Source organism: Brevibacillus jepli (assembly GCF_047229145.1).
In the GTDB taxonomy this organism is placed as follows: Bacteria; Bacillota; Bacilli; order Brevibacillales; family Brevibacillaceae; genus Brevibacillus.
The window spans coordinates 25,479-49,970 of record NZ_JBFEFW010000016.1; the positions used below are offsets into that span (position 1 = coordinate 25,479).

19 protein-coding genes and 1 pseudogene are annotated in these 24,492 nt (G+C 50.8%); 4 read left to right on the plus strand and 16 right to left on the minus strand.

The genetic code is table 11. From position 1 onward, the window contains the following. Positions 1 to 21: 21 nt before the first annotated feature. Positions 22 to 1,842, minus strand: coding sequence for a hybrid sensor histidine kinase/response regulator transcription factor (locus AB1L17_RS18055; protein WP_412846337.1), 1,821 nt, complete (start codon positions 1,840 to 1,842; stop codon positions 22 to 24). 182 nt (positions 1,843 to 2,024) lie between these two features. On the opposite strand from AB1L17_RS18055, the gene AB1L17_RS18060 reads away from it, so the two are divergent. Together AB1L17_RS18060 and AB1L17_RS18065 are read left to right on the plus strand one after the other, a co-directional pair. Continuing rightward, complete coding sequence (locus AB1L17_RS18060) at positions 2,025 to 3,917, plus strand: serine hydrolase domain-containing protein (RefSeq protein WP_412846339.1); 1,893 nt, start codon at positions 2,025 to 2,027, stop codon at positions 3,915 to 3,917. Positions 3,918 to 4,004: 87 nt separating this feature from the next. After that, positions 4,005 to 4,553 carry an NADPH-dependent FMN reductase gene (locus tag AB1L17_RS18065; RefSeq protein WP_412846340.1) on the plus strand — a complete coding sequence of 183 codons (549 nt, stop codon included), beginning with the start codon at positions 4,005 to 4,007 and terminating at the stop codon, positions 4,551 to 4,553. 50 nt (positions 4,554 to 4,603) lie between these two features. Here the strand turns inward: AB1L17_RS18065 and AB1L17_RS18070 are convergent, their stop codons facing one another. The 3 genes from AB1L17_RS18070 to AB1L17_RS18080 are packed head-to-tail and all read right to left on the minus strand — an operon-like array spanning position 4,604 to position 7,779. Then, a complete protein-coding gene (locus AB1L17_RS18070) occupies positions 4,604 to 5,788 on the minus strand; it encodes an ABC transporter permease (RefSeq protein WP_412846341.1) in 1,185 nt (394 codons plus the stop codon). After that, positions 5,785 to 6,504: an ABC transporter ATP-binding protein gene (locus AB1L17_RS18075; protein ID WP_412846342.1), complete on the minus strand. Its 720-nt coding sequence runs from the start codon at positions 6,502 to 6,504 to the stop codon at positions 5,785 to 5,787. Before AB1L17_RS18075 ends, AB1L17_RS18070 begins: the two co-directional genes overlap by 4 nt. A 12-nt stretch (positions 6,505 to 6,516) precedes the next feature. Then, on the minus strand, positions 6,517 to 7,779 hold the full coding sequence (locus AB1L17_RS18080) for an efflux RND transporter periplasmic adaptor subunit (protein WP_412846343.1): 1,263 nt from the start codon (positions 7,777 to 7,779) through the stop codon (positions 6,517 to 6,519). A 157-nt stretch (positions 7,780 to 7,936) separates the two neighbouring features. Here AB1L17_RS18080 and AB1L17_RS18085 point away from each other — a divergent pair. Both AB1L17_RS18085 and AB1L17_RS18090 read left to right on the plus strand, forming a co-directional pair. Beyond that, a pseudogene (locus tag AB1L17_RS18085) lies at positions 7,937 to 8,059 on the plus strand (peptide ABC transporter ATP-binding protein); the annotation flags it as partial. Positions 8,060 to 8,099: 40 nt separating this feature from the next. Continuing rightward, a complete protein-coding gene (locus AB1L17_RS18090) occupies positions 8,100 to 8,552 on the plus strand; it encodes a hypothetical protein (protein ID WP_412846344.1) in 453 nt (150 codons plus the stop codon). Between the two features lie 430 nt (positions 8,553 to 8,982). On the opposite strand, the gene AB1L17_RS18095 is transcribed toward AB1L17_RS18090, so the two are convergent. From AB1L17_RS18095 to AB1L17_RS18150, 12 genes are all read right to left on the minus strand, one after another. After that, positions 8,983 to 9,420 carry a GNAT family N-acetyltransferase gene (locus AB1L17_RS18095; RefSeq protein ID WP_412846345.1) on the minus strand — a complete coding sequence of 146 codons (438 nt, stop codon included), beginning with the start codon at positions 9,418 to 9,420 and terminating at the stop codon, positions 8,983 to 8,985. A 249-nt stretch (positions 9,421 to 9,669) separates the two neighbouring features. After that, a complete protein-coding gene (locus tag AB1L17_RS18100; RefSeq protein WP_412846346.1) occupies positions 9,670 to 11,361 on the minus strand; it encodes an amylo-alpha-1,6-glucosidase in 1,692 nt (563 codons plus the stop codon). Continuing rightward, the gene (locus AB1L17_RS18105) at positions 11,351 to 12,007 is read right to left on the minus strand and encodes a YesL family protein (RefSeq protein ID WP_412846347.1); all 657 of its coding nucleotides are present in this window, start codon (positions 12,005 to 12,007) and stop codon (positions 11,351 to 11,353) included. The genes AB1L17_RS18100 and AB1L17_RS18105 overlap by 11 nt, the downstream gene beginning before the upstream one ends. 43 nt (positions 12,008 to 12,050) lie before the next feature. Beyond that, positions 12,051 to 12,863: a carbohydrate ABC transporter permease gene (locus AB1L17_RS18110; RefSeq protein ID WP_007720306.1), complete on the minus strand. Its 813-nt coding sequence runs from the start codon at positions 12,861 to 12,863 to the stop codon at positions 12,051 to 12,053. After that, positions 12,860 to 13,819: a carbohydrate ABC transporter permease gene (locus tag AB1L17_RS18115; protein ID WP_412846348.1), complete on the minus strand. Its 960-nt coding sequence runs from the start codon at positions 13,817 to 13,819 to the stop codon at positions 12,860 to 12,862. Before AB1L17_RS18115 ends, AB1L17_RS18110 begins: the two co-directional genes overlap by 4 nt. 18 nt (positions 13,820 to 13,837) lie before the next feature. Beyond that, the gene (locus AB1L17_RS18120) at positions 13,838 to 15,139 is read right to left on the minus strand and encodes an ABC transporter substrate-binding protein (RefSeq protein WP_412846349.1); all 1,302 of its coding nucleotides are present in this window, start codon (positions 15,137 to 15,139) and stop codon (positions 13,838 to 13,840) included. Positions 15,140 to 15,257: 118 nt separating this feature from the next. Further along, positions 15,258 to 16,451, minus strand: coding sequence for a response regulator transcription factor (locus AB1L17_RS18125; protein WP_412846350.1), 1,194 nt, complete (start codon positions 16,449 to 16,451; stop codon positions 15,258 to 15,260). Further along, positions 16,423 to 18,159, minus strand: coding sequence for a cache domain-containing sensor histidine kinase (locus AB1L17_RS18130; RefSeq protein WP_412846351.1), 1,737 nt, complete (start codon positions 18,157 to 18,159; stop codon positions 16,423 to 16,425). The genes AB1L17_RS18125 and AB1L17_RS18130 overlap by 29 nt, the downstream gene beginning before the upstream one ends. A gap of 94 nt (positions 18,160 to 18,253) precedes the next feature. Then, entirely contained in the window at positions 18,254 to 21,358 is a 3,105-nt protein-coding gene (gene ebgA, locus AB1L17_RS18135) for a beta-galactosidase subunit alpha (protein WP_412846352.1), read from the minus strand. 18 nt (positions 21,359 to 21,376) lie between these two features. Further along, the gene (locus AB1L17_RS18140) at positions 21,377 to 22,375 is read right to left on the minus strand and encodes an ROK family protein (protein WP_412846353.1); all 999 of its coding nucleotides are present in this window, start codon (positions 22,373 to 22,375) and stop codon (positions 21,377 to 21,379) included. 70 nt (positions 22,376 to 22,445) lie between these two features. After that, on the minus strand, positions 22,446 to 23,390 hold the full coding sequence (locus AB1L17_RS18145) for a 1-phosphofructokinase family hexose kinase (protein ID WP_412846354.1): 945 nt from the start codon (positions 23,388 to 23,390) through the stop codon (positions 22,446 to 22,448). A gap of 1 nt (position 23,391) precedes the next feature. After that, a complete protein-coding gene (locus tag AB1L17_RS18150; protein ID WP_412846355.1) occupies positions 23,392 to 24,483 on the minus strand; it encodes a bifunctional phosphoglucose/phosphomannose isomerase in 1,092 nt (363 codons plus the stop codon). Positions 24,484 to 24,492: the final 9 nt, after the last annotated feature.

The following is a 24,492-nucleotide window of genomic DNA, read 5'->3' on the forward strand; positions in this document are numbered from 1 at the left end:
TAGCCTGAAAACCTTGCTTACTTAACCGACAAGCCCTTCTTCCCTTGCTTTTTTAACCGCCTCTTCCCGATTTCTTACACCCAATTTTGCATAGATCAATGTGGTGCAATTACGTACGGTTCCTTCAGACAGAAATATTTTCTCCGCAATCGTTTTCATGCGAAGCCCCTCTACTAACGAGGCCAATATGCCCCTCTCCCGCTCCGTCAACCCGTAGGGACACTGGCGTCCTTGCTTTTTGCGAAGTCCATTCAACTCTTCTTGCTGCAAGCGCATTTCTTTGAAAAGGACCTCAGCAATCTTATGGCTAATCAATGCTTCACCCTGATGGACGATTCGTATTGCCTCTACGAGTTCGACCGGACTAACTGATTTTAACAAGTATCCATTCGCACCTCTCCCTAGCGTTTCGGTCGCAAGGGTTGTCTCTTCGAAGGTGGTCAGCATAATGACGCGCATATCCGGCCATCGCTCACGTACCGCTTGTAACGTCTTCGCCCCGTCCATGACAGGCATTTGAACATCCAGAAGTATGACGTCCGGTTTTTCTTTTGGAATGATGTCTAGTGCCTCCAAGCCATTCTCTGCGACCCCGACCACCTGTATATCCTGCTGATTATGTAAAACAACCTGCAAGCTTTCCCTCACAAATGGCTGATCGTCAACAATGAGGACACGAATACCGGTGCTGGGCACGGCCTTCTTATACGGCAAACTACAGATGACCGCCACACCGCCTTCTTCCAAACAATAGATCGATAACCGCCCCTGAAGCGCTTCGAGCCGTTCCTTCATCGATTGTAACCCAAACCCGAATTCGATCTTCCCGTTTCCACCACCGTTATCTTCGACCTGCAAACGGATCTGGGATTCTTCAAAATAAAGTCCTACTTGAATATGCGAAGCTTTTCCATGACGAACGGCATTGGTTAGCGTTTCCTGCAAGCAACGATACATCGTCAGTTTCAAGGAACGGCTCAATGCATATTCTTCACCGTATACTTGCAGCTTGACGGTCACCCCGGTAGCCTCCTGGAATTGCCCGATCAACTCGTGAAACGAGGACTCCATGCTCGTTGCAGATTCATAGCCATTTTTAGCCCACTTGTGGAAAATTCCTCTCGATTCATCCAGCCCTTGTCGAGCCATCTGCAGAAGCATATCCAGCCGACTAATCTCCGCTTCTGGTAATTTGGGTCGCATCATCTCCATCCCCATAATGAGCGATGTCATCGTATGCCCGATTGTGTCATGCAGCTCTCGTGACATTTTGTCCCGTTCTTCCAGCAGTGTAATTTTCTCGACTTGGGATGCGTATTGCTCCAGTACCTGGTTCTGTTCTTGAATAATCAAGCCTTGTTTATGCATACGGCTTAGCAATTGAAAGGCGAAGCCAAGCGCATAAGCTCCTCCATGGTACACAATAAGATCACTTACGACCATCGGCTCCATTTCCAGTCCGGCAGCCACCCCCACAAGAAGCGGGATCGCCAGTATCGTCAATGGTCCCGTCCAGCGATAGGATCGTTCCACACTGTGATAACCGATGAGAAAAGCGATAAGGACAAACTGCCACTTCACTCCTTCAAAAAAGAAGTTCAAGGCAATGCACAAGCTCCCACTCAAAACAATCTCAACGAACAAATATAGGTTGCGAGAGTATCGACGCAAATAACTGGGGACGACAAACACCATGACCGTGACGATCAAGGCAATCACTAGCGGATAGGGCAATTGATCTTGATTGCGGACAAGACCGAGAAAAATCGTCACCCCCCACATAAAGTGGATCGTGAAGATCATCCAGTCGACCCACAACCATCGTTTAACAAATGCAAGCAATTGTCACACCTCATCTACATCCAAACTTTTCCTCCATTATATTATCAGATAGCAGTCAGCTACTATCACGATAAACAATGACATTCTGTTACTTCTCTCCGTGATACTCATCGTCCTATACTCATCCCGATCGCTGTCTTACAACAACTGACGATAACCGCGAAACGCGAAAGGTGATGAACATGACATTATTTGATCTACGAAAATGGTTTGCCATTCTCCTCGTATCCTGCCTCATGCTGATACAGCCCCCATCTGTAGCGAATGCTCGCTCACCGCTCACTGCTCCATCCATCGAACAAGTGATTGATCCTCTCATGAAAAGTGAAATGAACAACTTGCATATCCCAGGTGCAGCCATTGTGATTACCCAGGGAGATCGCATCCTTTTTAGCAAAGGCTATGGTTTTGCCGATGTCGAGCAGCAAATCCCCGTTGATCCAGAGCGTACGGTATTTCGAATTGGTTCCGTGACCAAGTCGCTTACAGCTACGGCAGCGATGCAGCTAGTGGAAAAAGGCAAGCTTTCCTTACGAGAAGATATCAATACTGTCCTAAAAGACTACCAAATATCCAATAATCGTTACGGCCCGATCACACCCCACCACCTGCTCACACATACAGCCGGCATAGATGAAAAGATTTACAAAAGAGACAACCGCCAGAGTGTGATACCGGAATTTTCGACAGAGACCGTAAATGAGACGCTACAGTCGCAGGAGACGATTTTCACGCCAGGCAGCAAATATCAATATAGTAATGCCGGCACCGGATTGTTAGGAAGTGTAGTCGAGCAGGCTTCCGGTCAATCTTTGCATGACTATATGCAGGAAAACATCTTCCGCCCACTCGGTATGAATACCGCCGAATTGTATCTCCCACAGGACAGGAGCAACCTGGCCAAAAGCTATTATTTCGACGGAAACAGCTATCAAACCATTCCTTATTCCGGGATTATTTTTCCTGGTAGCGGCGCCGCCAATATGGCACCAGTCGACTTCGCTCCCTATATGATCGCCCATCTATCGGAAGGCAGCTATAAAGGCACCTCTCTGCTCAAACCAGAAACTGTCGAGCTTATGCACGCCCAGCAATTCGCGGCCCATAAACGCATGCATGGAATCGGCTACGGCTTTTTTAAAGGAGAGACGAAAAACGGAATTCCTACCCTCTGGGCAAACGGTGGAATTGATGGCTTTATCTCGAAGATGGTGCTGATTCCCTCAGAATCACTCGGCATCTTCCTTACGGTGAACGCGACGCATGCCGGCCTAGAGCTGCACGGAAAGGTCGTAAACGCGTTTGCCGATAAACTCCTAACAGAACAAGTCCGCAAGCCCCTAACTCCTGTTGATGGAACTTTAGACGAATTGAAGAGGCTGGAAGGTCAATATCTGCTTACCTTGACGCCTGAGAATGGCTGGGGCAAAGGACTTCGGCTGCTCAGCAGCTACAACTACACAGTGAAAGCATTGGACGCACACACGTTATCCGTGACTGGCTTGTTCCAGAATGAAGGACAGCAATCCCTCGAGAAAAAGTTTGTGCAGGTAGACGATCAGTTCTTTCAGGAAATCGGTGGTGAGGAACAGCTATATTTTCACGAGGAACAAGGGAAGTTTTATATGACAGGACCCATGAACTTTTCACTCCCTCGCACCTCCTTCATCGATGGTCCATTTGTCTTAATGGCTCTCTACGTGATTCCCGGAATCGTGTTCACCCTCCTTTCGCTAGTCTGGATCGCTCGTTTCGGGCTACGCAAATGGCGCAAGCAATCGTACGTCATTTCGAAGATCGTTCCCATTATGGCTCTGCTTCATAGCGTATTTTTTATCATTCAATTTACCTATGCGAATGAGGCACTGGTATACGGTTACCCGGCCTTCTACCAGGTGTTTATCGCTTCCCTGCCAATTGTTTCGTTGGTCGTCGCCGCTTATTTGCTTCTGCGAATCGGAACTGCCAAGGAGCGCGATCGCTGGAGGGTAGCAAATGGCGCAGCAGCTGTGCTCTCCATCCTGTATACGGGCTATTTGTTCTACTGGAACTTTCTTTCGGTTCATTACTCATAACGCTTTACAGTTGCGACATTTTTTTTGAGCATAATCTTTGATCCAAGCAACTACCATTAAACTAAGCCGCATAAGGAGGAACGAACAATGAGTACTTCAAGCTTAAAAATCGGGATTATTCTGGGCAGCTCTCGCCCTGGCCGAGTCAGTCCCCAAGTAGGTGCGTGGCTCAAAGGAGTTGCCGATCAACGAGGAGACGCAGATTACGAAATCGTTGATATTGCGGACTTTCACTTACCGTTCTTTGGCGATCCGAGTGGTGAGCAACAAGTAGCCGCATGGGCTGCTAAGCTATCCGGCCTGGATGGATTCGTATTCGTGACAGCCGAATACAACCACAGCATCACAGGGGTATTAAAAAACGCACTCGACCTAGCGCGTAAGGAATGGTACAACAAAGCGGCTGGTATCGTCAGCTATGGTTCATCAGGCGGAACGCGTGCAGCCGAGCATTTACGCGGAATCCTGGGGGAATTGCAGGTTGCCGACGTTCGCACACACCCTGCATTCAATTTGTTTACTGACTTTGAAAATTACAGCACGTTTAAACCATCCGAATTGCACATCCCACATGTAAATGACATGTTAAATCAAGTAATCAGCTGGTCAACCGCATTAAAATCCGTTCGTGAGTAAATAAGAAAATGACTAGCAGCGACATCTGCTAGTCATTTCTTTTTCGTTCCCTACTCATATCGCAGGGCATCAATCGGATTCAGCCTAGCTGCCTTGTGAGCCGGGTAAAGCCCAAAGAAAATACCGATGGCACTAGAGAATCCAAACGCGATCACGATACTTTCCCACGAGATCAGCGTGGGTACATCCACATACTGCGAGGCAAACATGGCAGATCCGATGCCGAGCAGCACCCCAATCGTTCCACCTATCAGACACACAATCATCGATTCGATCAAAAATTGCAGAATAATATCTCCATACCGCGCGCCTAATGCTTTGCGAATGCCGATTTCTCTTGTCCGCTCCGTGACGGATACAAGCATGATGTTCATGACACCAATCCCACCGACAAAAAGGGCAATCCCGGCAGCAACACTAAAGATCGTCGTCAGCGTACCAGAAAAGGAATCCATCTCACCCAAGGCATTTTCGAGATTATCGATTTGGTAGTAGTTTTCGCGATCGTGCCTGCGGTTTAAGTACTTCTCTGTGTGCCTCTTGGCTGCTTCCATTGTTTCTTTCGACTTGGCTTTTACGATTATTTCATGAACCATCTTCATCCCGACCACATTGTGCACAAAGGTAATCGGCATATAGGCACCCTCGGATCGATAGTCAAACATCCGCTTGTCTTCCCTTACCACGCCAATAACGACGGCCGATGCTGCATTGTAAGTCAAACGCTTGCCAATCGGGTCTTCACCTCCGAAAAGCCCAGCCGCTAACTTTTCGGTTAAAACGATAACGGGCCTCGCCTCTCTTACCTCCTTCGCAGTAAAATATCTGCCTGCAACTAATTTCAAGTTCGGTTGAACCTTTAACAAGTCCTCATTTGTTCCTTGTATACTGACGTCCTTCCCCTTTTTCGGGCCACGAATCGTTCCAAAAAAAGAGGCGAACGGCACGGCCTCTTCAATATAGGGCGATTGTTGGGGAAGTGCATCTGCATCCTCCACTGTCAAATCAGTAAGTTTGCTTCCTTGTCCCTGGTCCCAGCCATAATAAACGCTGAAATTCGTAGCACCCAGCTTCTCCAACTGATCGTTATAGGCCTGTTGACTACCGTTTCCGAGTGTAATCACGGCAATGACAGACATGATTCCGATGATGATGCCAGACATCGTCAAGGTAGCCCGAAGCTTATTTGTCCCAATTCCTTCCAGAGCAGTACGAAAGCTTTCGAGTAAATTCACGTGACGCTTCCCCCTTCGGACGGAGTAGCAAATAAGCGCTTTTCCACTCGCTCATCTCGGATGACCTGACCATCTCGAAACGTAATGATCCGTTCGGCGTGCTGGGCGATATCAGCCTCGTGCGTGACGAGCAGGATCGTTACCCCTTGTGCATGCAGCTCCTGAAAAATCGCCATGATCTCGAGGCTGGAACGACTGTCCAGATTCCCTGTCGGCTCGTCAGCAAGTAAAATCGCTGGCTGGTTGACCAACGCTCTGGCAATGGCTACCCGCTGTTTTTGACCGCCAGACAACTGCGTCGGTTTATGATTCATCCGCTGACCGAGTCCGACACGCTGCAACGCCGCTATCGCTCTTTTTTTGCGTTCTGTCATGCCGACGCCCGCATACATCATCGGCAGCTCTACATTTCGCAGCGAAGTGGCACGTGGCAACAAATGAAACGATTGAAAGACAAAGCCGATTTTTTGATTGCGTACCTGCGCCAGCTTCCTATCCTTCAACTGCGTAACATCAATTCCATCCAAGACATACGAGCCTGAGGTTGGTCGATCCAGACAACCCAGCATGTTCATAAACGTCGATTTTCCAGAACCAGAAGGTCCCACGATCGCCACGAATTCACCTTGAGCCACGTGGATATTGACATTTTGCAAAGCGAACAACTCCAGCTCATCCGTCTTGTACTGTTTGGTTAACTCCTCAATATGCAGCATATGTATCCTCCTTTACTCCGTAACCTCTTCGGGAGATGCTTGGAAGACCGCTTCATTTTCTTGCAAGGTTTCCGGCGGATTCGCTATCAACTCTTCACTGCCATCCAATCCACTTTCAATTTGGATGAACAACTCACTTTCAATTCCAGTCGTCACTTTTTTCTTCTTTGCTTTGCCATTTTCCGCAACCCAGACAAAGGAAGATCCATCCTGATCCGTCATAACTGCCTCAATGGAGACTTGCATGGCGTTTGCTGCTTTTTGCAGGACGATGTCCACATCCACAGGAAAACCTGGCTTCAAATACTCCCTCGTCTCATTCAAATCGACAGTGACCGGCACTCTGATACTCTCTCCGTCCCGCTCTTTACTGGTTACCGCTATAGGAGATATGCGCGACACCTTGCCTTGCAACTGTTCTGTGCCTAAGGAAATGCCTGAGACCACCGCATCCTGTCCGCTTTTGATTTTGCGCAAATCAGATGCGCCGACTCCTGCTTCGACCATAACATCATTGGTATCTCCAACCGTGAGAATTTCCTCGCCTTTACTCAAGTACTTCCCTGTTTTCACCTTCATCGAGAGTACCGTCCCGTCAATCGGAGACACGATGCTGCTTTGCACACGTTGCTTTTCAAATTTCGCTTTTTCCAAATTCAGCTTTTGAATTTGCGCCTCGTAGGAGCGAATCTCAGCCTTGTCTGGCCCTTTTTGCTTCAAGAGCAAATCTTGCTTCGCGACCTTCACGCTTGATTCTGCGGTCTGCAGCTTTTGCTTCGCCTGCTCCACATCCTGTTGGGTAGACACGCCAGCAGTAAACAGCGATTGCGTGCGTTGAAAGTCCTTCAATGCCGTTTGATACTCGCGTTCATTCTGGGCGAGCTGCTCCTGCATTTTCGTGACTTCCTCAGGCTCCAGACCTTTGGAAAGCCTTGCGATATTCGCTTCCTGAATGGTTATTTGCGCCTCGATATCCATGATTTCATTGCTGACATCCGACATGTCGATATTGCCGATTACCTGCCCTTTCGTCACTTTGTCTCCCTCTTTGATCGAGAAATTCCGCAGATCGCCTGCATGGTTGGCGAACAAGGTATGCTCATTTCGTACTTTGACCATGCCCGAAGTCAAAATGGTGCTTTCCAAATCCGCCGTTACCACTGTTGATAACGTGACAGGAACGCCATTCTTCTTATCGCCCGAAGAAACCGCATAGCTACTGAACCCAGCTACAAGCACGCCCACCCCCAGCCAGATCCACAAACGCTTTTTCATTCCCTTACCTCCCCCACAACTTTTACGCTCCGATAATCCTTTGCCAATAAAAAAACCCACTTTTTCCGTTGCAGGTTCCACCCTGACTCGTCACCCAATCAGGATAAGGAAAACTGTTAAAAGAAAAAGTGGGGTAAACCTTAAATTTTTTTAAAGTGAGGTAGCGGATCGCGTGATTTTCATGGATGGCCGATATATCGTGGAAGAAGGCACACCTGCTGAGATTTTTGACAATCCGCAGCATGAGCGAACCAAAGCGTTTCTCAGTAAGGTATTGTAGGACCAATACGGATTTTTAGGCGGCCCGCGGGTCGCCTTTCTTGTTTTCGTTCGGCTTTTTATCAGGCTATTCCAAGCAACCGATGACGATTGACGGAGCTATTCAGGGAGTATGGACAATCGTGCTGCATGAAACGGGAAACTTCAATGATAAAGGGAAATCGATGGCAGAGACGCAGTTTGATGCTACAACAGGCAAGTTGTTGCTCTATCACGGTCCTCGCTTCCCTGCCGCCAAAATAAAAACCCAAGATGAAGCTTATTACAAGCAAAAATTAAAGGAGCTTGCCACCAAAGTGCTCGGTACGGAATATGTGAAGCAATACGATGAAACCGTAAAAATCTCCATATCAAAACCAGATGGCAATCGATATAAAAGTGAACTTGGCTCCGCTGTTTTTCGATATAAGAGAGAACAAATTCAGCTATCTGTTGACTCAGATGGCTGCTTTGAGAGATTCATGCGCTTTCGTTTACCCGATCACATCAAATAAAAAAGACGGGCAAGATAGCCTTGTCACTATCTTGTGTCCAAAGAAAATAAAGCATTAGACTCGGAAAATAAAGTTTTAGACTGACCCTAGAAATCGAAACAGCGACAGCCAAGGACGAGAAAATAAAGTCCTAGACTGTCACTGTTTCATTGAACTAACGTTCCCCGTTAGTTTAATCAAGCACAAAGAAATCATCAAAAGACTCTCCGCTTAAACGCATCCCATTCGTCAATAAATAAGGCTACATTTTTAAGTTGGATTTTTAATTGATTTTTATCAAAATCGTCCCCAAATACTGACGGGCGCGCGGCCGGTGACAGCGAAGTCGGGACGGTTGTCACCGAAGCTGGGAAGCACTGGCACAAGCGGCTCGCCGAGGCCGACGGCCGATCGGTGGCCTCGGCGAGCCGTCGCGCTGTCGGGCATGAGCTCATTCGGCCGGCGTGCCCGGGTACCATACGCCGAGCCACTGTTCGGCGCCGTAGTCCTCGAACCGCTCCACCTCGGTGGCGTACCCGCGTCCCCACGCCTGCGGCAGGAACATGTAGCCGAGCCCGGGCTCCCCGCCCTCTGGACGGATGTGACCCTTACGCTCCGGGTCGCGCCGATCGAGCGTGATCATGCCGATCGTTGTTCCGTTGAGCTCGACCACGAAGAAGCCGAAGCGCTGCCCGGGCACCTCGGGCAGCGCGCACTCGAGCTCGTCACGCGGTCGGGAGCCGCCGACGTAGGTGCCCACCTCTGGTGAGGCGAACAGGTCGATCAGCGCCGCACGGTCCCGGGCCTCGGACTGGCGGAGCACGAGCCGCTCGGTCATGATCGGGGCAGGTGGCCAGGCGACGGGGTACACTGTGATCTCATCCGACATGGTGTAATCTCCCTTCTCTTTTTAATTCTGTTTGTCCATGACTGACAACATATATCATTCATGTATTCCTTCTTGAGACTACCTAAGATAATTTCTTTAATATTGGGGTACCGCCGACAAAACGCGGAAAACGTACGCTAAGCAATTCGCTGCATAAAAAGCGAGCAGATTGAATCTACCCTCTAAACATTTATATATTAGCACATATTGGAGAATACTTTATTTTCTACTGACATCTTGCCCACCCACTTATACATACTCGTGCGCCAGCATCAAAAACACGCTGGATGTCCATGTAAACGCCCGGTCTCTCAGTCCATCCCCTGTCAGCGCATCGAAGTTTTCCGCCATGCCACTGCGTGCTGCCATCCGGCAAAAACGTCTGGCAATCTCCTGAGAAAACGCGACTTCGCCTGCACGCTGTAATCCATCGACCAACAGCATCGTTACTGGTGCCCAGATCGGACCTAGCCAGTAGCCATCGGCACGGTAAAACGAGCTGGTCGGACTCTCCGTAGCCAGTCCATTCTCTGTCAAAAACCGCTCCTGCAAGTCAGCTATCAGCTTGGCCCTGATGTCTTTTGGCAGCTTTTCGCCAAGCACGAGAGGCATGTAGCGAATCAAGCTGTCTCCTTGGGTAGGCTGATCACTACCCGAGTGGGTCGCGTAGAAATTCTCGCCGTTCCAGTGCTTTTCCAGCAGTCGTTGTAGTGTCAGTTCCGCCTTTTCCTGCCAGCTGGCTGCCTCTTCGGGACGTTCCAGCCTCTTGGCCAAATCCGCGAGCACATCCATTTGCAAAATCAAATACGCAGGCAGGTCCGGGCTTTCAATCGGCGCCCCATCGAGGAAAATCGTGCTGTTGTCCCAGCCGCAGTCATAGCCGTGATTGTACTGTGGAATCCCGTCCTGATCATCATCGCGGTAACGGAACCACCACTCGGTCCAGCGACAAAGCGGCTCGTACACCTCTTCCAGCATCTCGTTCGTAATGGCGTCGTTCCGATCCAGCATCCAGCGCAGCGTCCAGCCGTGAATCGGAGGCTTGCAGCAGTTCCACAACGCATAGCGATCATTGATAAAATCAGGGAAGACCCCGCTCTCATCCTGCCTGTCGATAAAGATCATGAGCTGATCCCACGCCAGCGGCAAATTTTCGCGCGTCAGTGCCATCGCATTGAAGCAATGATCCCAGCTCCAGATGTTCGTCATCCAGTTTTTGGACATGTACATCGCGGAGCGCGGCAGATAGCCTTCTGGCCTCACCACGCAAGACCATGTGATGTACGCCGCGAGTTCTCGTGCTTCCATCAAGCCATCGCGATGCTCCTCAGATACAGAGAGTGTCCGTTCCAGCCACTCGTCATACTCCTTTTTCACCTGTGCCCATCCATCAGAAAAGGCAGGATAGCTGCGTTCCTTCCAAACTGTGTGGAACTCCTCCAGTACACCTTCCAGCACATCGGTTTCCTCGTCGGGAAGAAAGGTTACACTCACTTGCTGTTCACGCGTGGCCTTCGTGGGATTCACCGTCAGCGCTCCAGCAAGCGGAGTTACTCGCAAGCGAATTTCCGTGGAGAAGTGATTGATTTCCCAGCATCCGGCTCCGGCAGAAATCGCGTAGTCTGCTGCCGTCGATTCCAGCACTAGTCGCAAACCCACGCCTTGACCACGTACCTGCACCAGCTGCGGCTCACCCATGCACAGCTTCACTTCGCCTTTATCCCCGTAAAGGCGCAGCAAGGTAGGTGTAGCCTCCGTCTCAAAAGGCACGGACACGCCATCTGCTACCATTTCGATTCGAAAAATCGCGCCATCGTGATTGTCTCCTCCACGAATATTGCGCAAATACAGTCCTTCTGCTCGCTTGGCGTTACCCAGTCGCGAGAGTACAAGATACGACCCGTATCGGCTAAAAGGAACGATTCCTAAATCAAACTGCATATGTCTCACCTCGAGGTTGCTTCGTCGATCGTTTACGATCGCGCTTTTCCAGCAGACGACTCATTCGGGCGTTCATCCACCAGACAGGCAGACTCGCTCCCAACAAGATCGGCATAACAGGAATCGCCAGCAAAAGGATTAAGAAAAGGAACAAGCCTCCCATCGTTATGAGCGAATGCAACGGAAAGGCCGCAACCAGCCAAAACGATTGCTTGAGCGTCTGCTTCACGTCTGCATCCTCCCGAACCAGCAAGGAAAAAGCGTGGCAAGAGGTAGCCGCATGCAAGAATCCGATCCCTGCAAAAATGGCCGCGATCGAAAGTCCCCACAGCGTGCCCATGCGAAGGAAAAACACCACATCGACCCACAGGATTGCCCCCGTTAGCACCAACCCTGCGCCAAGCCGTTGGCTCCTCCAGAAGTAGTGGCGAAAAGCATGCCAGAAGGCGGACGGAAGCCCCCGGTCACTCCATTTTCCACTGAGTGTGTCATGCAAAGCCGCTGTCGCCGGGAAGATTCCAAAGACGATCCCTCCCGCAAGCGTACATACCACCCACATGAGATGCGCTGCCGCCATCCGCAGCAATCGCTCACCAAATTGATGAAAGGACCATGCCCAGCCTTCCCACTTCGCCCGATTCCCCACTGCGGCTCCCTCCTTACTTGATCGCCTCTTACTTGATCGCCTCTTACTTAATAGCAACGCCGGCCGAATTGTCTACGATATATCGTTGCGCCAGGAAGAAGAGGAGTAACGGCGGAAGCGAGATCAGGAACGTGACCGCCATCAGTCCGGTAGCCTCTACTTCATACATCCCTTTAAATTGCGCCAGTCCCAGTGTCAGCGTGTACTGACTTTGGTCATTCAAGAAAATGAGTGGACCCAAGTAGTCGTTCCATGTGCCCAAAATGTTGAATACACTCACCAAAATCAGAGCAGGCATCATCAACGGCATAATAATCCGTGCGTAAATCTGGAACGAACCAGCCCCATCGATACGCGCCGCTTCATCCAGCTCACGAGGAATGGTCAAAATAAATTGCCGCATGAGGAAAATATAAAACGCTGACCCGAAGAACGAAGGAACAATCAATGGCTTGAGCGTGTTGATCCAGCCCAGGTAGTTGAACTCCATGTACAGCGGGATCATCGTCACTTCCCACGGAATCATCATCGTGGCCAGAACGACCATGAACAGAAAATCTCTCCCTTTAAACGTAAACCGGGCAAAGCCGTACGCGACCAGCGAAGACGAAATCAACTGACCAATCGTCGTCAGGATCGTCACCGTCAACGAGTTTTCCAAATATAGATTAAACGGCTGAGACATCCACGCATTCCCGAAGTTCTCCCAATGCAGCACATCCGGAATCCATTTTGGTGGATATTGCAAAATCTCATCGTCCGACTTAAGCGCAGTAGAAATCATCCAGTAAAACGGTGCGAGAAACAGGAAAGAGAAAAAGATCAGACTCGCATAAGCAATCGTTTTGCGTATCAAGCTTCTTCCCCTCCCCTGCGGTTGTCGCCCTCGTAGTACACCCATTTGCCGGACGTTTTAAATACGAGGAAGGTCAATACCAAAATGATCGCAAACATAAACCAGGAGTTCGCCGAAGCATACCCCATCTTGAAGTATTTGAAGGCGTTGTCATACGCGTACATGGCATAGAAATACGTAGACTGCAACGGTCCGCCTCCTGTGAGCAGGAGTGCTAGACTCAGCTGCTGGAACGCACTGATGATCGTCATAATCAGGTTAAACAAAATCGTTGGGCTCACCATCGGCAGTGTAATGCGGAAAAACTTTTGTACCGCCCCTGCCCCATCAATCGAAGCCGCCTCATACAAGCTCTCCGGGATGCTTTTGAGCCCCGCCAGGAAAATCAATACCATGGAGCCTTGGCCCCACAGACTGGCAATGACCATGGCAACGAGTGCCCACGACGTATCATTCAGCCAGTCGGGACCCGTAATCCCAACCAGACTGAGCAAATAGTTGAAAATACCGTACTCCCCGTCGTATACCCACGCCCAAATCATTGCCAGCGCCACACCGGAAATCACGCTCGGCAAGTAAAACACCGTACGGAAAAAACCACTGCCTTTTATCTTCTGATTCAGCATCATGGCCAAAAACAACGCAATGAACAAATTCAACGGGACAAACAACAGCGCAAATTTAATCGTGATCCAGAGCGATTGCCAGAACAAAGGATCATCCGTAAACATATTGACGTAGTTGTCCAAGCCGACAAACGTAACCTCACCAACGACAGGCCAATCAAAAAAGCTCATGACGAGCGAAAACAACATCGGTCCCAGCGTAAAAGCGAGAAAGCCGAGAATCCAAGGCAAGATAAAAAGATAGGGCGTAAGAAACGCCCTTCCCCTGAGTTTTTTCGGTTGAACGGTCGTGGCAGGTTGTTTATGTGTCACAACACTCTCTGTATTCAATTCCCTGACCCCTTCCCGTTATTTTTGTAGGAACTTCTGGGAGTCCTTTACTGCCTTGTTCAGTAATTCCTCGGCATTTTGTCCCATCATGATCGCATTGACAGCTGCGGAAAGGTTCCGGTTGATTTCGTTCCAGTGTGGATTCAACAGGAATGCCGGCGTGTCAGTCGATTGCTCCAATGTCTTGTAGAACGGCGCGTAGAGCGGGTCCTGATCGAGCTTCTTCTCTTGAACGACGCTGATACGCACAGGCAAGTCAGATGTACGCATCTTGATCGCATCACTGGAAACGAAGAACTTCAAAAACTCCCAAGCCAGTTCCTTGTTTTTGGAATCCTTGGCGATCGATACGGAGGAAGAAGCAATGACACCCTTTCCAGGCTTGCCAGGGAACTGCGGCATTACGACTGTACCAAAATCGACTTTCGACTTCTTGTACGACTCTAGTGACCATACGCCGTTGTCATACATGGCGAGCTTGCCTGCTTTGAACAAGTCGTTCCCGCTCTGCTGGTTTTTGCCACCGACGAGCAAAGCGCTCTTGTCTTTCGTCAAATCACTGAAGATTTGCAGGGCTTCTGCCGTTTCCTTGCTGTTCATGTAGCCCTCGATTGTTTTTCCGTCAGGGCTGATGAAGCTGCTGCCGTTGCTCCACACGAATTGCTGCAGATCATACGTATCCGGCTCAGAACGAACAGCGAAGCCGTACTGCTTCTTCTCGCGAACAGTCAGCTGTTTGGCTGCTGATTTGAAATCATCCCACGTCCAGTCGTCTGTCGGAAGCGGTACATTTGCCTCGTTAAACAGCTTTTTGTTGTAGAATACGACCCGCGTCGAGAAGCCCGCTGGGAGACCGAACAATTTTCCGTCGAATCGATTATAGTTTAAGAGGCCTTGGTAAAAGTCGTCGATTGCGACTGATAAATCCTTCTTCACGTACTCATCCAATGGTTCGAGGGAAGCATGGTACGTTGGGAAATCCCACATGTACATGACATCCGGTGGGTTTTTCGCCCCAAACGCTGCTACCAGCTTCTGATCAAAACCATCTGCATATGCCTCGACTTGTACCTTCACACCCGGATTTTTCTGTTCGAATTGTTTCGCGATATCTTGTTGGATCTTCAGCATTTGGTCCGTGTCCCATGTCGCGAAACGTAATGTAACCGTTTCCTTTTTATCGGACGATGCTGGCGTTTCCGTACCTGCGTTGCTAGACTTGCCTGATGTTCCGGCTTGCTGGGTTTGCGAACAACCAGCTACGACCGCCAGAAGAAGTGCCATGCTGGCTGCGAGCCATTTTGACGCCACCTTTTTCATCTGTGACCCCCCCTAGATTTACCCCTCATTTTTCTTTATTTTAATGAAGGAAAAAAAACGGTGAAACCGCTAACTGTTCGCAATAGTGTGTGAATTTGTTTCCTTTTTTTCGCTTCGTTCAGGTTTGTGCGGTGGAGTGGACGATTGTTCGACTGGACTCCTCCTTTTGTTTGAAACGGTAGTGACTTGGAGTCATCCCTGTATATTTTTTGAACCATTTACTGAAGTATTTCGCGTCAGGAAGACCGACCCGCTCTGCTACCTCCTGAATGGACAGAGCTGTTTCACCGAGCATCGCTCGGGCCACTTTTACCCTGCGCTTGTCGAGAAACTCGCCGAAGCTCTCGCCCACTCCTTTTTTAAACATCACGCTAAAATGACTGCGGCTCAGTCCCACCTGCGAGGCTACCTCACTTACCGTCAAAGGCGTATCCAGACGGTCGAGTGCGTAATGAACAGCCTGCTTGATCGGTTCTTGCCACGGGTCTTGAATGACACCGTATTTGCGCGCCCGCTCCGTACGTTGGTAGAGCATCCGTACCGCCTGAATCCACGGTTCGCGTCCAGAAAACGGGCTCGTTGTCTCCCAGCTTGTCACCTTTCCAGCCAGCTTCCACTCCACGAGCAATGATTCTACCTGCCTGCCAGCACTTGCAGGAGTCAACAAAAAGCGGATATCACCACATGCGATCCATTCCCACTCGCCGTCCAGCTCACTTGTTAACCAGGCACGCTCCTGCTCCTCCCGGTTCCCGCTGCCCATCCCTTCCAAGAGCCATACACGCATGGAATCGTTCATCCACGACCAGTGTGATTGCAGGAAGGAGGACAAGCTTTGCTCAAAATCGCAGCTCAAGCCAGTTAACCAGGCACCGAATTCCCGCTTCCATTCATCACGCCGTTCACGGTCTTTCTCGGGACGTGCTCTCTCGCCAGTCAGCTCAGTCCGCAGCTTTTCCAACAACGTACCCCATTCCTCATCCTGAAACTCGGTCTTCAACAAATATCCGGACACCCCGAGTGAAATTCCCTGCTGGGCAAAAGCAAAATCACGGTGACAGCTGAGCAGAAGCACCTTTGTCTGTGGAGCATGCTCCTTCACCCGTCTGCACAGCTCCAGTCCATCCATTTCCGGCATAACGATGTCCGTAATCACCAGCTCAGGCTGTACCTGCAGAAAAGTCTCCCAGCCCTTGCGACCATTCGGTGCATCCGCTACTACTTCCATCCCGTAGCGACTCCACGGCACCATTGCCTTCAGTCCTCTTCGCACCAGCACTTCGTCATCCACAATCATTACCTTGATGCTCATCAGGAAATTCCTCCCTTGTTGGCCATGTGATTTGAATTGTGGTTCCTTCTCCTCTGACAGATGTAATCTTCATGCCGTCTTCCATTCGAAAATGCAGCTTGAACTTCTGATCGACGTTGTACACGCCGAGTCCTCGTTTGCTAGAACGCTCCAGATCAGGATCGAGAAGTTTAGCCAATCGCTCCGGCACAATTCCTGCGCCGTCATCTTGCAACAGCAGCGTCACAAGCCCTTCTTTTTCACTGACACTGATCCGGATCGTTCCGTGCCCGTCTTCGAATGCGTGGAAAAAGATATTTTCCAAAAGCGGTTGAAGAGTCATTCGCGGGATCAAATAGCGACGGCAAGCCTCTACACCCGTCTGATCAAATTGAAAAACTGGACCGTATCGCAGCTTTTGGATTTGCAGAAAATGCTCGACGGTTTGCAGCTCCTTTTCCAACGGGACGAGCTCTTGGGTGATGTCGAGATTCCCTTCGAGCACCTTGATGAGATGATAGAGCATATTGCCGATTTCATTGGCGCCAGATAATCTTGCTTTCCACTGGATGGAGTTGAGTGTATTAAACAGCAGGTGCGGGTTGATCTGGTAATGAACAGCTCGCAGCTCTGCTTCCTTTTTCAGCTGCTCGGTCCGACTCACCTCGGCGATTAGCGTCTGAATCCGCCTCACCATCTGGTTGAAGCTCACCCCTAACCGCCCCAGCTCGTCTTCTGTATCTACCTCTGCTCGTGTCTGCAGCTCGCCTGTTCCGACCAGCCGCATCGTTTCTTGAAGTCGTTTGATTTTGCCTGTAATTCGTCTGGAGAATAAATATGCCAGAAGAAGTGCCAGTACCGCAGATAGTATAAGCGCCGCGATAAAGAAGGATTCAATCACTTCCGCAGAGCGGTTCATTTGCTCGTACGGCAAGCGCACCTGAATCATCCAGTTGTTGGACTCCAACGGCTTGTTCCAGACGATATCGCTCTCTTGCTGGACAAACGTACCCGCCGTCCGGTAAATCAGCTCGCCATTTTTGGCTGTAATGGTCACATACGCGCTCATGTCCTCTTCCAGCTGCTCAAACAACTGAAACAGCTTGCCCGCCTTCATCTCGATCAATATCCGGCTATCCTTCAACACGCCATAACCGCTGAGAACGGGAACGACCAGACCGAGCACCTTCTCCTGATTACGCAGCTCCGCCTCATCCTGAAATCCGACATAATGTCTGGGCGTGTAAAAACCGATCCATCGCTCTTCGTCCAGCTTGGCAGGCAGTCCCTTCCACCACCATTCCCGCATCAGATCCTGTCCATTGATCACATTTTCCCCGAAAAAGTAACCGGAGGGCGTCACGATAAAAATGCCCTTTGTATCAAGGTTGCGGTGTGCCCCCAGGTATCGCTCGAAGTTTTTTTGTTCCAGGAAGCCAGTGTACGTCTTCGGCTGTTCCTCCCGCATGACGACCAACGTCGGGTCTGACACGTATCGATTGATGTCATAGGCCATGTATCGCATTTGACTCAGGTAGTTGTCGATCTGGACTTGCAGCTGTGTAGCAATATACTCGCCTGACGTGCTAAATTGCTCGCGAACGACCATCGACGATTTCCAGTACGCCATACTCCCCAAAGTAATCAGCGGGATAATGGCGGCAATCAGCATAAAAGCGAGAAGCTTGGCATGAATGCTTCTGCGCGGAAAGAGCGACCATGACTTCATATGACAAACCACCACCGATTTTGATTAGTTGCACTATTCAATCTTCAATTAAATTGTACAACGTTTCGGCGATGCCTTCGAGAACAATCCTCTGCTAGTCACACAATATCCGCTTGTACAACTGAACCGGAGAGATCATATCCTTCGAAAAAGGCGTGAGTCTCATCTGGAAGGAAAACTCCTCTGGACGCAAGGCATGCTGCTCCGATTGCTTAGGTCCGCAGCTGTTGCTACCCAGCCCGTTTTGGCGATAATCCAGATGCAGCGTCACATACTCTCTTTTTACGAGATCTGTCGTGTGCTTCGCTTGCTCGAGATCGTCCGTGTCATAGCGAAGTGCGCTAAATTCCAAGGTCGGTTGACCCATCGCGAAGAGTCCGATGCCTCGCTGATCCGTGATCGACATCCATTTGACGTCCGTGCGATTGCCATTTTCCTGCGGGAACACATACGGCGTGTACAGCTCATCCACGCTCGCGTGATACACCCCGATGCGATTGGCTTCCTTACTGTCGATATACGCTTCTCCCGGACCGCGTCCGTACCACGAGACGCTCTCCATATCCTTGGCGACCAATAGCTTCAAGCCGATACGCGGCAGCATCGCTGGAGGAGTGCCTTTGGGTGTGCCTTGTACATCTACCAGCACTTCGCCATTTCCGAGCACGGTATACGTGTAGCGGCACACAAAACCCCAGTCGTATACAGGCGGAGCAATCCGTACATCGCAGGTAATGACCACCCGATCTTCTCGGTCCTGCTGGATGCTTACTTGCTCCACACGATTTTGCAAACGATCCAGATACACCTTGCGCCACTCTTCGACTACGTACATGTCATTGTCAATCGGTGCCCGCCAAAACGTGAGGCGAGGTCCTGCCACCAACAGCTCCTTGCCAGCAAACACCCAGCTGGTAGGTACGCCGCTCACTTTGTCAAAAACGAACTGAAAGTCTGCTCCTGTAATGGAGACGTCTGTTTTCGTTTCGGTTGCATCCACTTTACCTAGTAACGGTTGATGTGGAGCTATCAATACCTGTTGCGCAGCAGTCACTGGCAAGGCAAATTGTGCCCACGCCAGCTCATGTCCAGCCTGTACCCAGCTCTCATCCTGGGCAAGCACGAAGGAAACCGTAAGCCAGTAGTCGGTTCGTTCCTGCACCTGTGCGGGCAAGGAATACGGAACAGCAACAATCGTGCGACTTCCTGCTGCTGTATGTGGCAGCGACAGCGTTCCACTCTGCAGCACTTGTCCGTCTGCCGTCACACTCCAGACCATTCTCACGTGCGCAAGCGTTCGGAAATCATAGCGGTTCGTAATGGTTATGAGTCCGCTTTCCAGATCAGTCGCTTCGACCACGATCGGCTCAATCACTTTTTTGTATTCGAGTAATCCAGGGGATGGGGTGCGATCCGGACGAATCATGCCGTCGATGACGAAGTTGCCATTCGTCGGGTAGTCTTGGAAGTCTCCCCCGTAGGCATAATACTCGCGCCCATCCGGCGTATATTGACGCAAGCCGTGATCAATCCATTCCCACACAAAACCGCCCTGCAAGCGTTGATATTTGTCAAACACACTGGCGTAGTCGCGTAAGCCGCCGGGTCCATTCCCCATGGCATGAGCATACTCGCACATGATATGCGGCTTTTGCAGATGTTCATTTTCGCCGTGCTGGATCATTTTTTCTACCGAGGAGTACATGGTGGAAAACACGTCGCACACCTCTGCTTCGCGATCCTCCTCATAATGGATCAGACGGGTCGGATCAGCTTGTCGGCACCAAGCGGCCATTGCCCGGAAATTGCAGCCGAAGCCGGATTCGTTGCCAAGCGACCACATGATGATCGACGGATGGTTTTTGTCCCGTTCCACCATGCGCTGCATGCGCTCGACATACGTCTGCTCCCACTCTGGATCGTCACTCAGCTGACTAATATTGCCGGTTAACTGGAAGCCATGCGTCTCCAGATCGGTTTCATCCATCACATACAGTCCGTACTGATCGCATAAATCGTAAAAGCGCGGATCGTTCGGATAATGGGCGGTACGAACGGCGTTGATGTTGTGACGCTTCATCATGAGGACATCTTCGCGCATCGTCTCATACGGAACAGCACGCCCGAGATCAGGATGATGATCATGACGATTGACGCCGTTTAGACGAATCGCTACGCCATTTACGAAAAAGTTGTTCCCCTTTACTTCGATACGTCGGAAGCCCACGCGAATCGGGATGACTTCTATCTTTTGGCCAGACTCCTGCTCAAGCGTAAGCAACAGATGATACAAGTTCGGCTCCTCCGCCGACCATTTTTTCGGCTCCTGCACGGGAAGCTCCAAGGTCACGACCGTTTCTTGTCCGGCTGCCAGCTCGCCTGTCCCTGTGTGAGTCAGCGAAGCGATTGGCGTGCAGGATTGATCCAGCAGCTTTGCCGTCACGCTCACCCCGTCATAGGCAGCTGTAGAGCTGTTTTCGATATGGGCACGTACACGCAGTACTCCATGGCGGTATTCCTCATCCAGATCGGTGACGACTGCCAGATCTCTCACATGCAGCTTCGGTCTGGCGATCAAGGACACATCGCGGAAAATTCCGCTCAAATACCACATGTCCTGATCCTCTACGTATGTACCGTCCGACCATTGGTACACTTGAACAGCCAGACGATTCCTGCCTTCCTGCAACAGCTCCGTCACATCAAACTCGGATGGCAAACGGCTTCCTTGGCTATAGCCGACTTCCTTCCCGTTCAGCCACACATGAAAAGCACTGTCCACTCCTTCAAACCGCAGGATTACCTGCTGATTTTTCCACGCAGGCGCAACCGTAAACTCGCGCAAATAGCAGCCTGTCGGGTTATCAGACGGAACATGCGGCGGATCGACAGGGAACGGATAGTACAAGTCCGTGTAATGCGGTTTGCCGTAGCCTTGCAGCTGCCAATGCCCTGGTACCTGAATCCGGGCCCAACTAGAAGCATCGTAATCAGCGGCAAAAAAGTTTTCCGGTACGCGAAGTGGTGATGGTGCGTAAGCGAACTGCCAATGCCCATTCAACAATTGAAACCACGGTGTCGCGCCTCTTTCATAGGTCAGTGCTCCCGCTTCTTCCGGGTAAGACAAAAAGTAAGCCCGCGCCGCCAAGCGATTACGCTCAAGCAGCTGATGATTCGCCCAGTCATACCGTTGATGCATCGATGTACACTCCTCTTTTTACAATTTCACGGTTCCATGTTCCCTGTTCATTGCCTGCAAAGCCAAGGCGCCAGCCCCGAGCATTCCTGCATCCGCACCGAGCTTCGCCAACGCAATTTTTGTCTGCTGATGAACCACTTCCATGGCGTAACGTTGTACACTCGTCTGTACAGGTGCCAGCAATTGCTCCCCAGCGCGGCAAACCCCACCGCCAATCACCACGAGCTGCGGGTTGCACACGTTCACCAAAACAGATAAGGCCCAGCCGATTACTTCACACGCCTCGTTCCATGCCTCGATCGCCAGCGTATCCCCTTGGCCGACTGCCGTCGCTACCTGCTCAGCCGTAATCCTGTCGATCTGTCCATCGCAGAGGATAAACAGAGAGGAAGCTTTTGCTTGCCTCGGATTGGCATCCAGCTCCTTGTCCAAGCGTTCACGGGCCAGTCTCGCAATACCCGTGGCAGAGGCGACGGTCTCTACACAACCGACCTTGCCGCAGTTGCATGGAGCCGTAAGCCCCGGATAACGCACATGACCGATTTCTCCGGCAAATCCGTGACTGCCGCGGACAAGCTTTCCTTCGTTTACAATCCCTGCGCCCACTCCCGTACCAAGTGGCACAAAGACGAGGTGACTTACCTCCCGGCCTGCACCGAATATGGCTTCTCCGAGCGCAGCTGTCCGTAAATCGTTTTCAAAAAAAAGCGGCAGCCCCACCAGCTTCGCGAGTGGTGTCCGCAAGTCTGCCTGGTGCAATTGAAAGTTGGGCGAGTGCACGGATATCCCATTTTCGGCATCAAAAGGACCAGGAAATCCGATCCCTACTGCATCTATTTGAACGGGTGATTGATCCCGCAGTTCACCAATCAAGGCAGCCATTCGCTCGATCAAGATAGGCAGGTTGTTATGAACCTTGGTCTCCTTGGCAGCCCGGAGGAGAATTCGCCCCTTCTCGTCCATGACCGCCCCTTTCATTGTCGTACCGCCTACATCCAGGCCAATTACATGGCGCATGCCGCTCCTCCTTTTTCAGGTTCTCGCCACTTTCTCGATGCTGAAAAGTCGACTTTTTGAACAGATATTTTTATTCAACCTGCTCCACATGCATCGGTTGACGCATCATCCTCTGAACATCCTCGGGCGCGACCACGCCCGCTCCAAACGACCGTGTATTCGCGGCGCCGCATGCCATCCCCAGCCGAACCGCATCAGGCCAAGCCAAGCCTCGCAGCCGCCCGACAAGAACACCCGCCAGCATAGAATCTCCGCAGCCCACAGTATTTTTCACTTCGGATACAGCTAACGAGATCGCCGAAATACGCCATGTCTGAGTGCCTTCGCCAAACCACGCGCCCTCCTCTCCTAATGAAAGCAGGACTCGCTTTGCACCGCGCTCTCGCAGTTCGCGGATCGCTCTGCATCGGGCCTCGTCGGTATCCAGTGAATATCCGAGAATGGCTTCTGCTTCCGGTCGATTCGGCTTGATGAGATAGGGTGTTGCCTTTATTCCTTCCAGCAGTGCTTGACCGCTCGTATCGAGCACACATTTGGTTCCCTTATCGGCGACACCTCGGATGAGCTCAGCGTATGTATCGGCTGGGACTCCACCCGGCAAGCTCCCGGAAAAAACCATGTACTGCGCCCGATCTACCAGCTCTATCAACCGCTCTTTCAAACGATTGACCTCAGCTTCGCTGGGCGCAGGGCCTTGCTCCAGCACTTCTGTCACCGTCTTTTCCTGTTCATCGAGAAATGTGAGACACAGTCGAGACTCTCCTCTCGTCTCGATAAAGGAAGAAGTAATACCTTCACGTACGCAGCCTTCTGCGATAAACCTCCCGTTGTGACCGGCGACAAACCCGCTTGCGATTACGTCCTGCCCCATTGTTTTGGCTACACGCGCCACGTTGATGCCTTTTCCACCAGGCAAGCTCAGTACATCCCCCGTACGATGCAGCTCCCCAGCACGAAACTGAGAGAGGCGATATGTCTTATCGATGGCCGCGTTCAGTGTTACCGTTACGAGCATGCTATCTCACCTGCACAGTAACGAGCGGCTGCCCCATTTTTTGTTTGAACAAATTGATTACTTCTACAGGTGTCGGATCGACGCCGCGAATCAAGGCTGCATACAACGACACGAAATCAGCCAGGTACACGATGGAAAACAAACGAGCCATCCGGGATACGCCATGGGAATGAACCACCCTTACCCCGCCAGCGCGCTCACGCAAAATGTCAGCGCTGATCTCTACACGTTGAGTCGTCTTCTCGCTGTCCTCCTGATCGCGAATGAGCGTAAAATGAACGCCCTTTAGCATCGCAGACGGCGAATCCCAGCCAACAGCCTCGTCATGGTGAAGACTCGGAATGGCGTTCCAGAATGCCATCAGCTTGCTGTTTTCGCCCAGCTGGTTTTTCCAGCGCCATGCAGGAGCATCGAAAAACGGTAGCGTCCCGTATACGACAGGTATCAGTCCATCCATCTCGATGGCGATTTGTTTTGCTTCGTTTTGCTGGGTCGGAGAGTCCGTTCCGTAGATGTGCTTCCACTTTTCAAACAGGGCAATCGTCTCCTCGACCTCTGCACGCTTGTCGGAAATCAGCCCGAGCTTCGTCAGGATGGCGAGAATCGGCAGGAAAATGTAGCCGAGGACGATACGCGGCATCATTCCGCCAGGTACAATCAAGCACGCATGATTGTGTTCACGCGCCAGCTCCAGCACTTTTCCGCCCGCCGTAATGACGGTGATCTGAGCTCCTTTGGCAATGGCTGCTTCGTAGCCGCTGACGACCTCTTCTGTATTGCCGGAGTGGCTCACGACAATCACAAGCGTCTTGGTATCCACAAAAGCCGGGATGGTGTAGCCCTGATTTAACTGAAGCGGCACTTGCAGCTCGTCAAACAAATACGACTTGATCAAATTGACGCTCGCAGCCGAACCGCCACCAGTGCCAAGCACCACAATATTTTCAATTTTAACAGAAATATTAGATACATCTAAACTATCAGACAATTTTAGACCTGTTTTAAACTGTTCATCGTAGCTTTCCGTATCTTGCAGTGCAGAAATCGTGTCCAGTTCACGCAATGCTTTTGCATCATCGAGGTTTATACGCATGTAAAATCG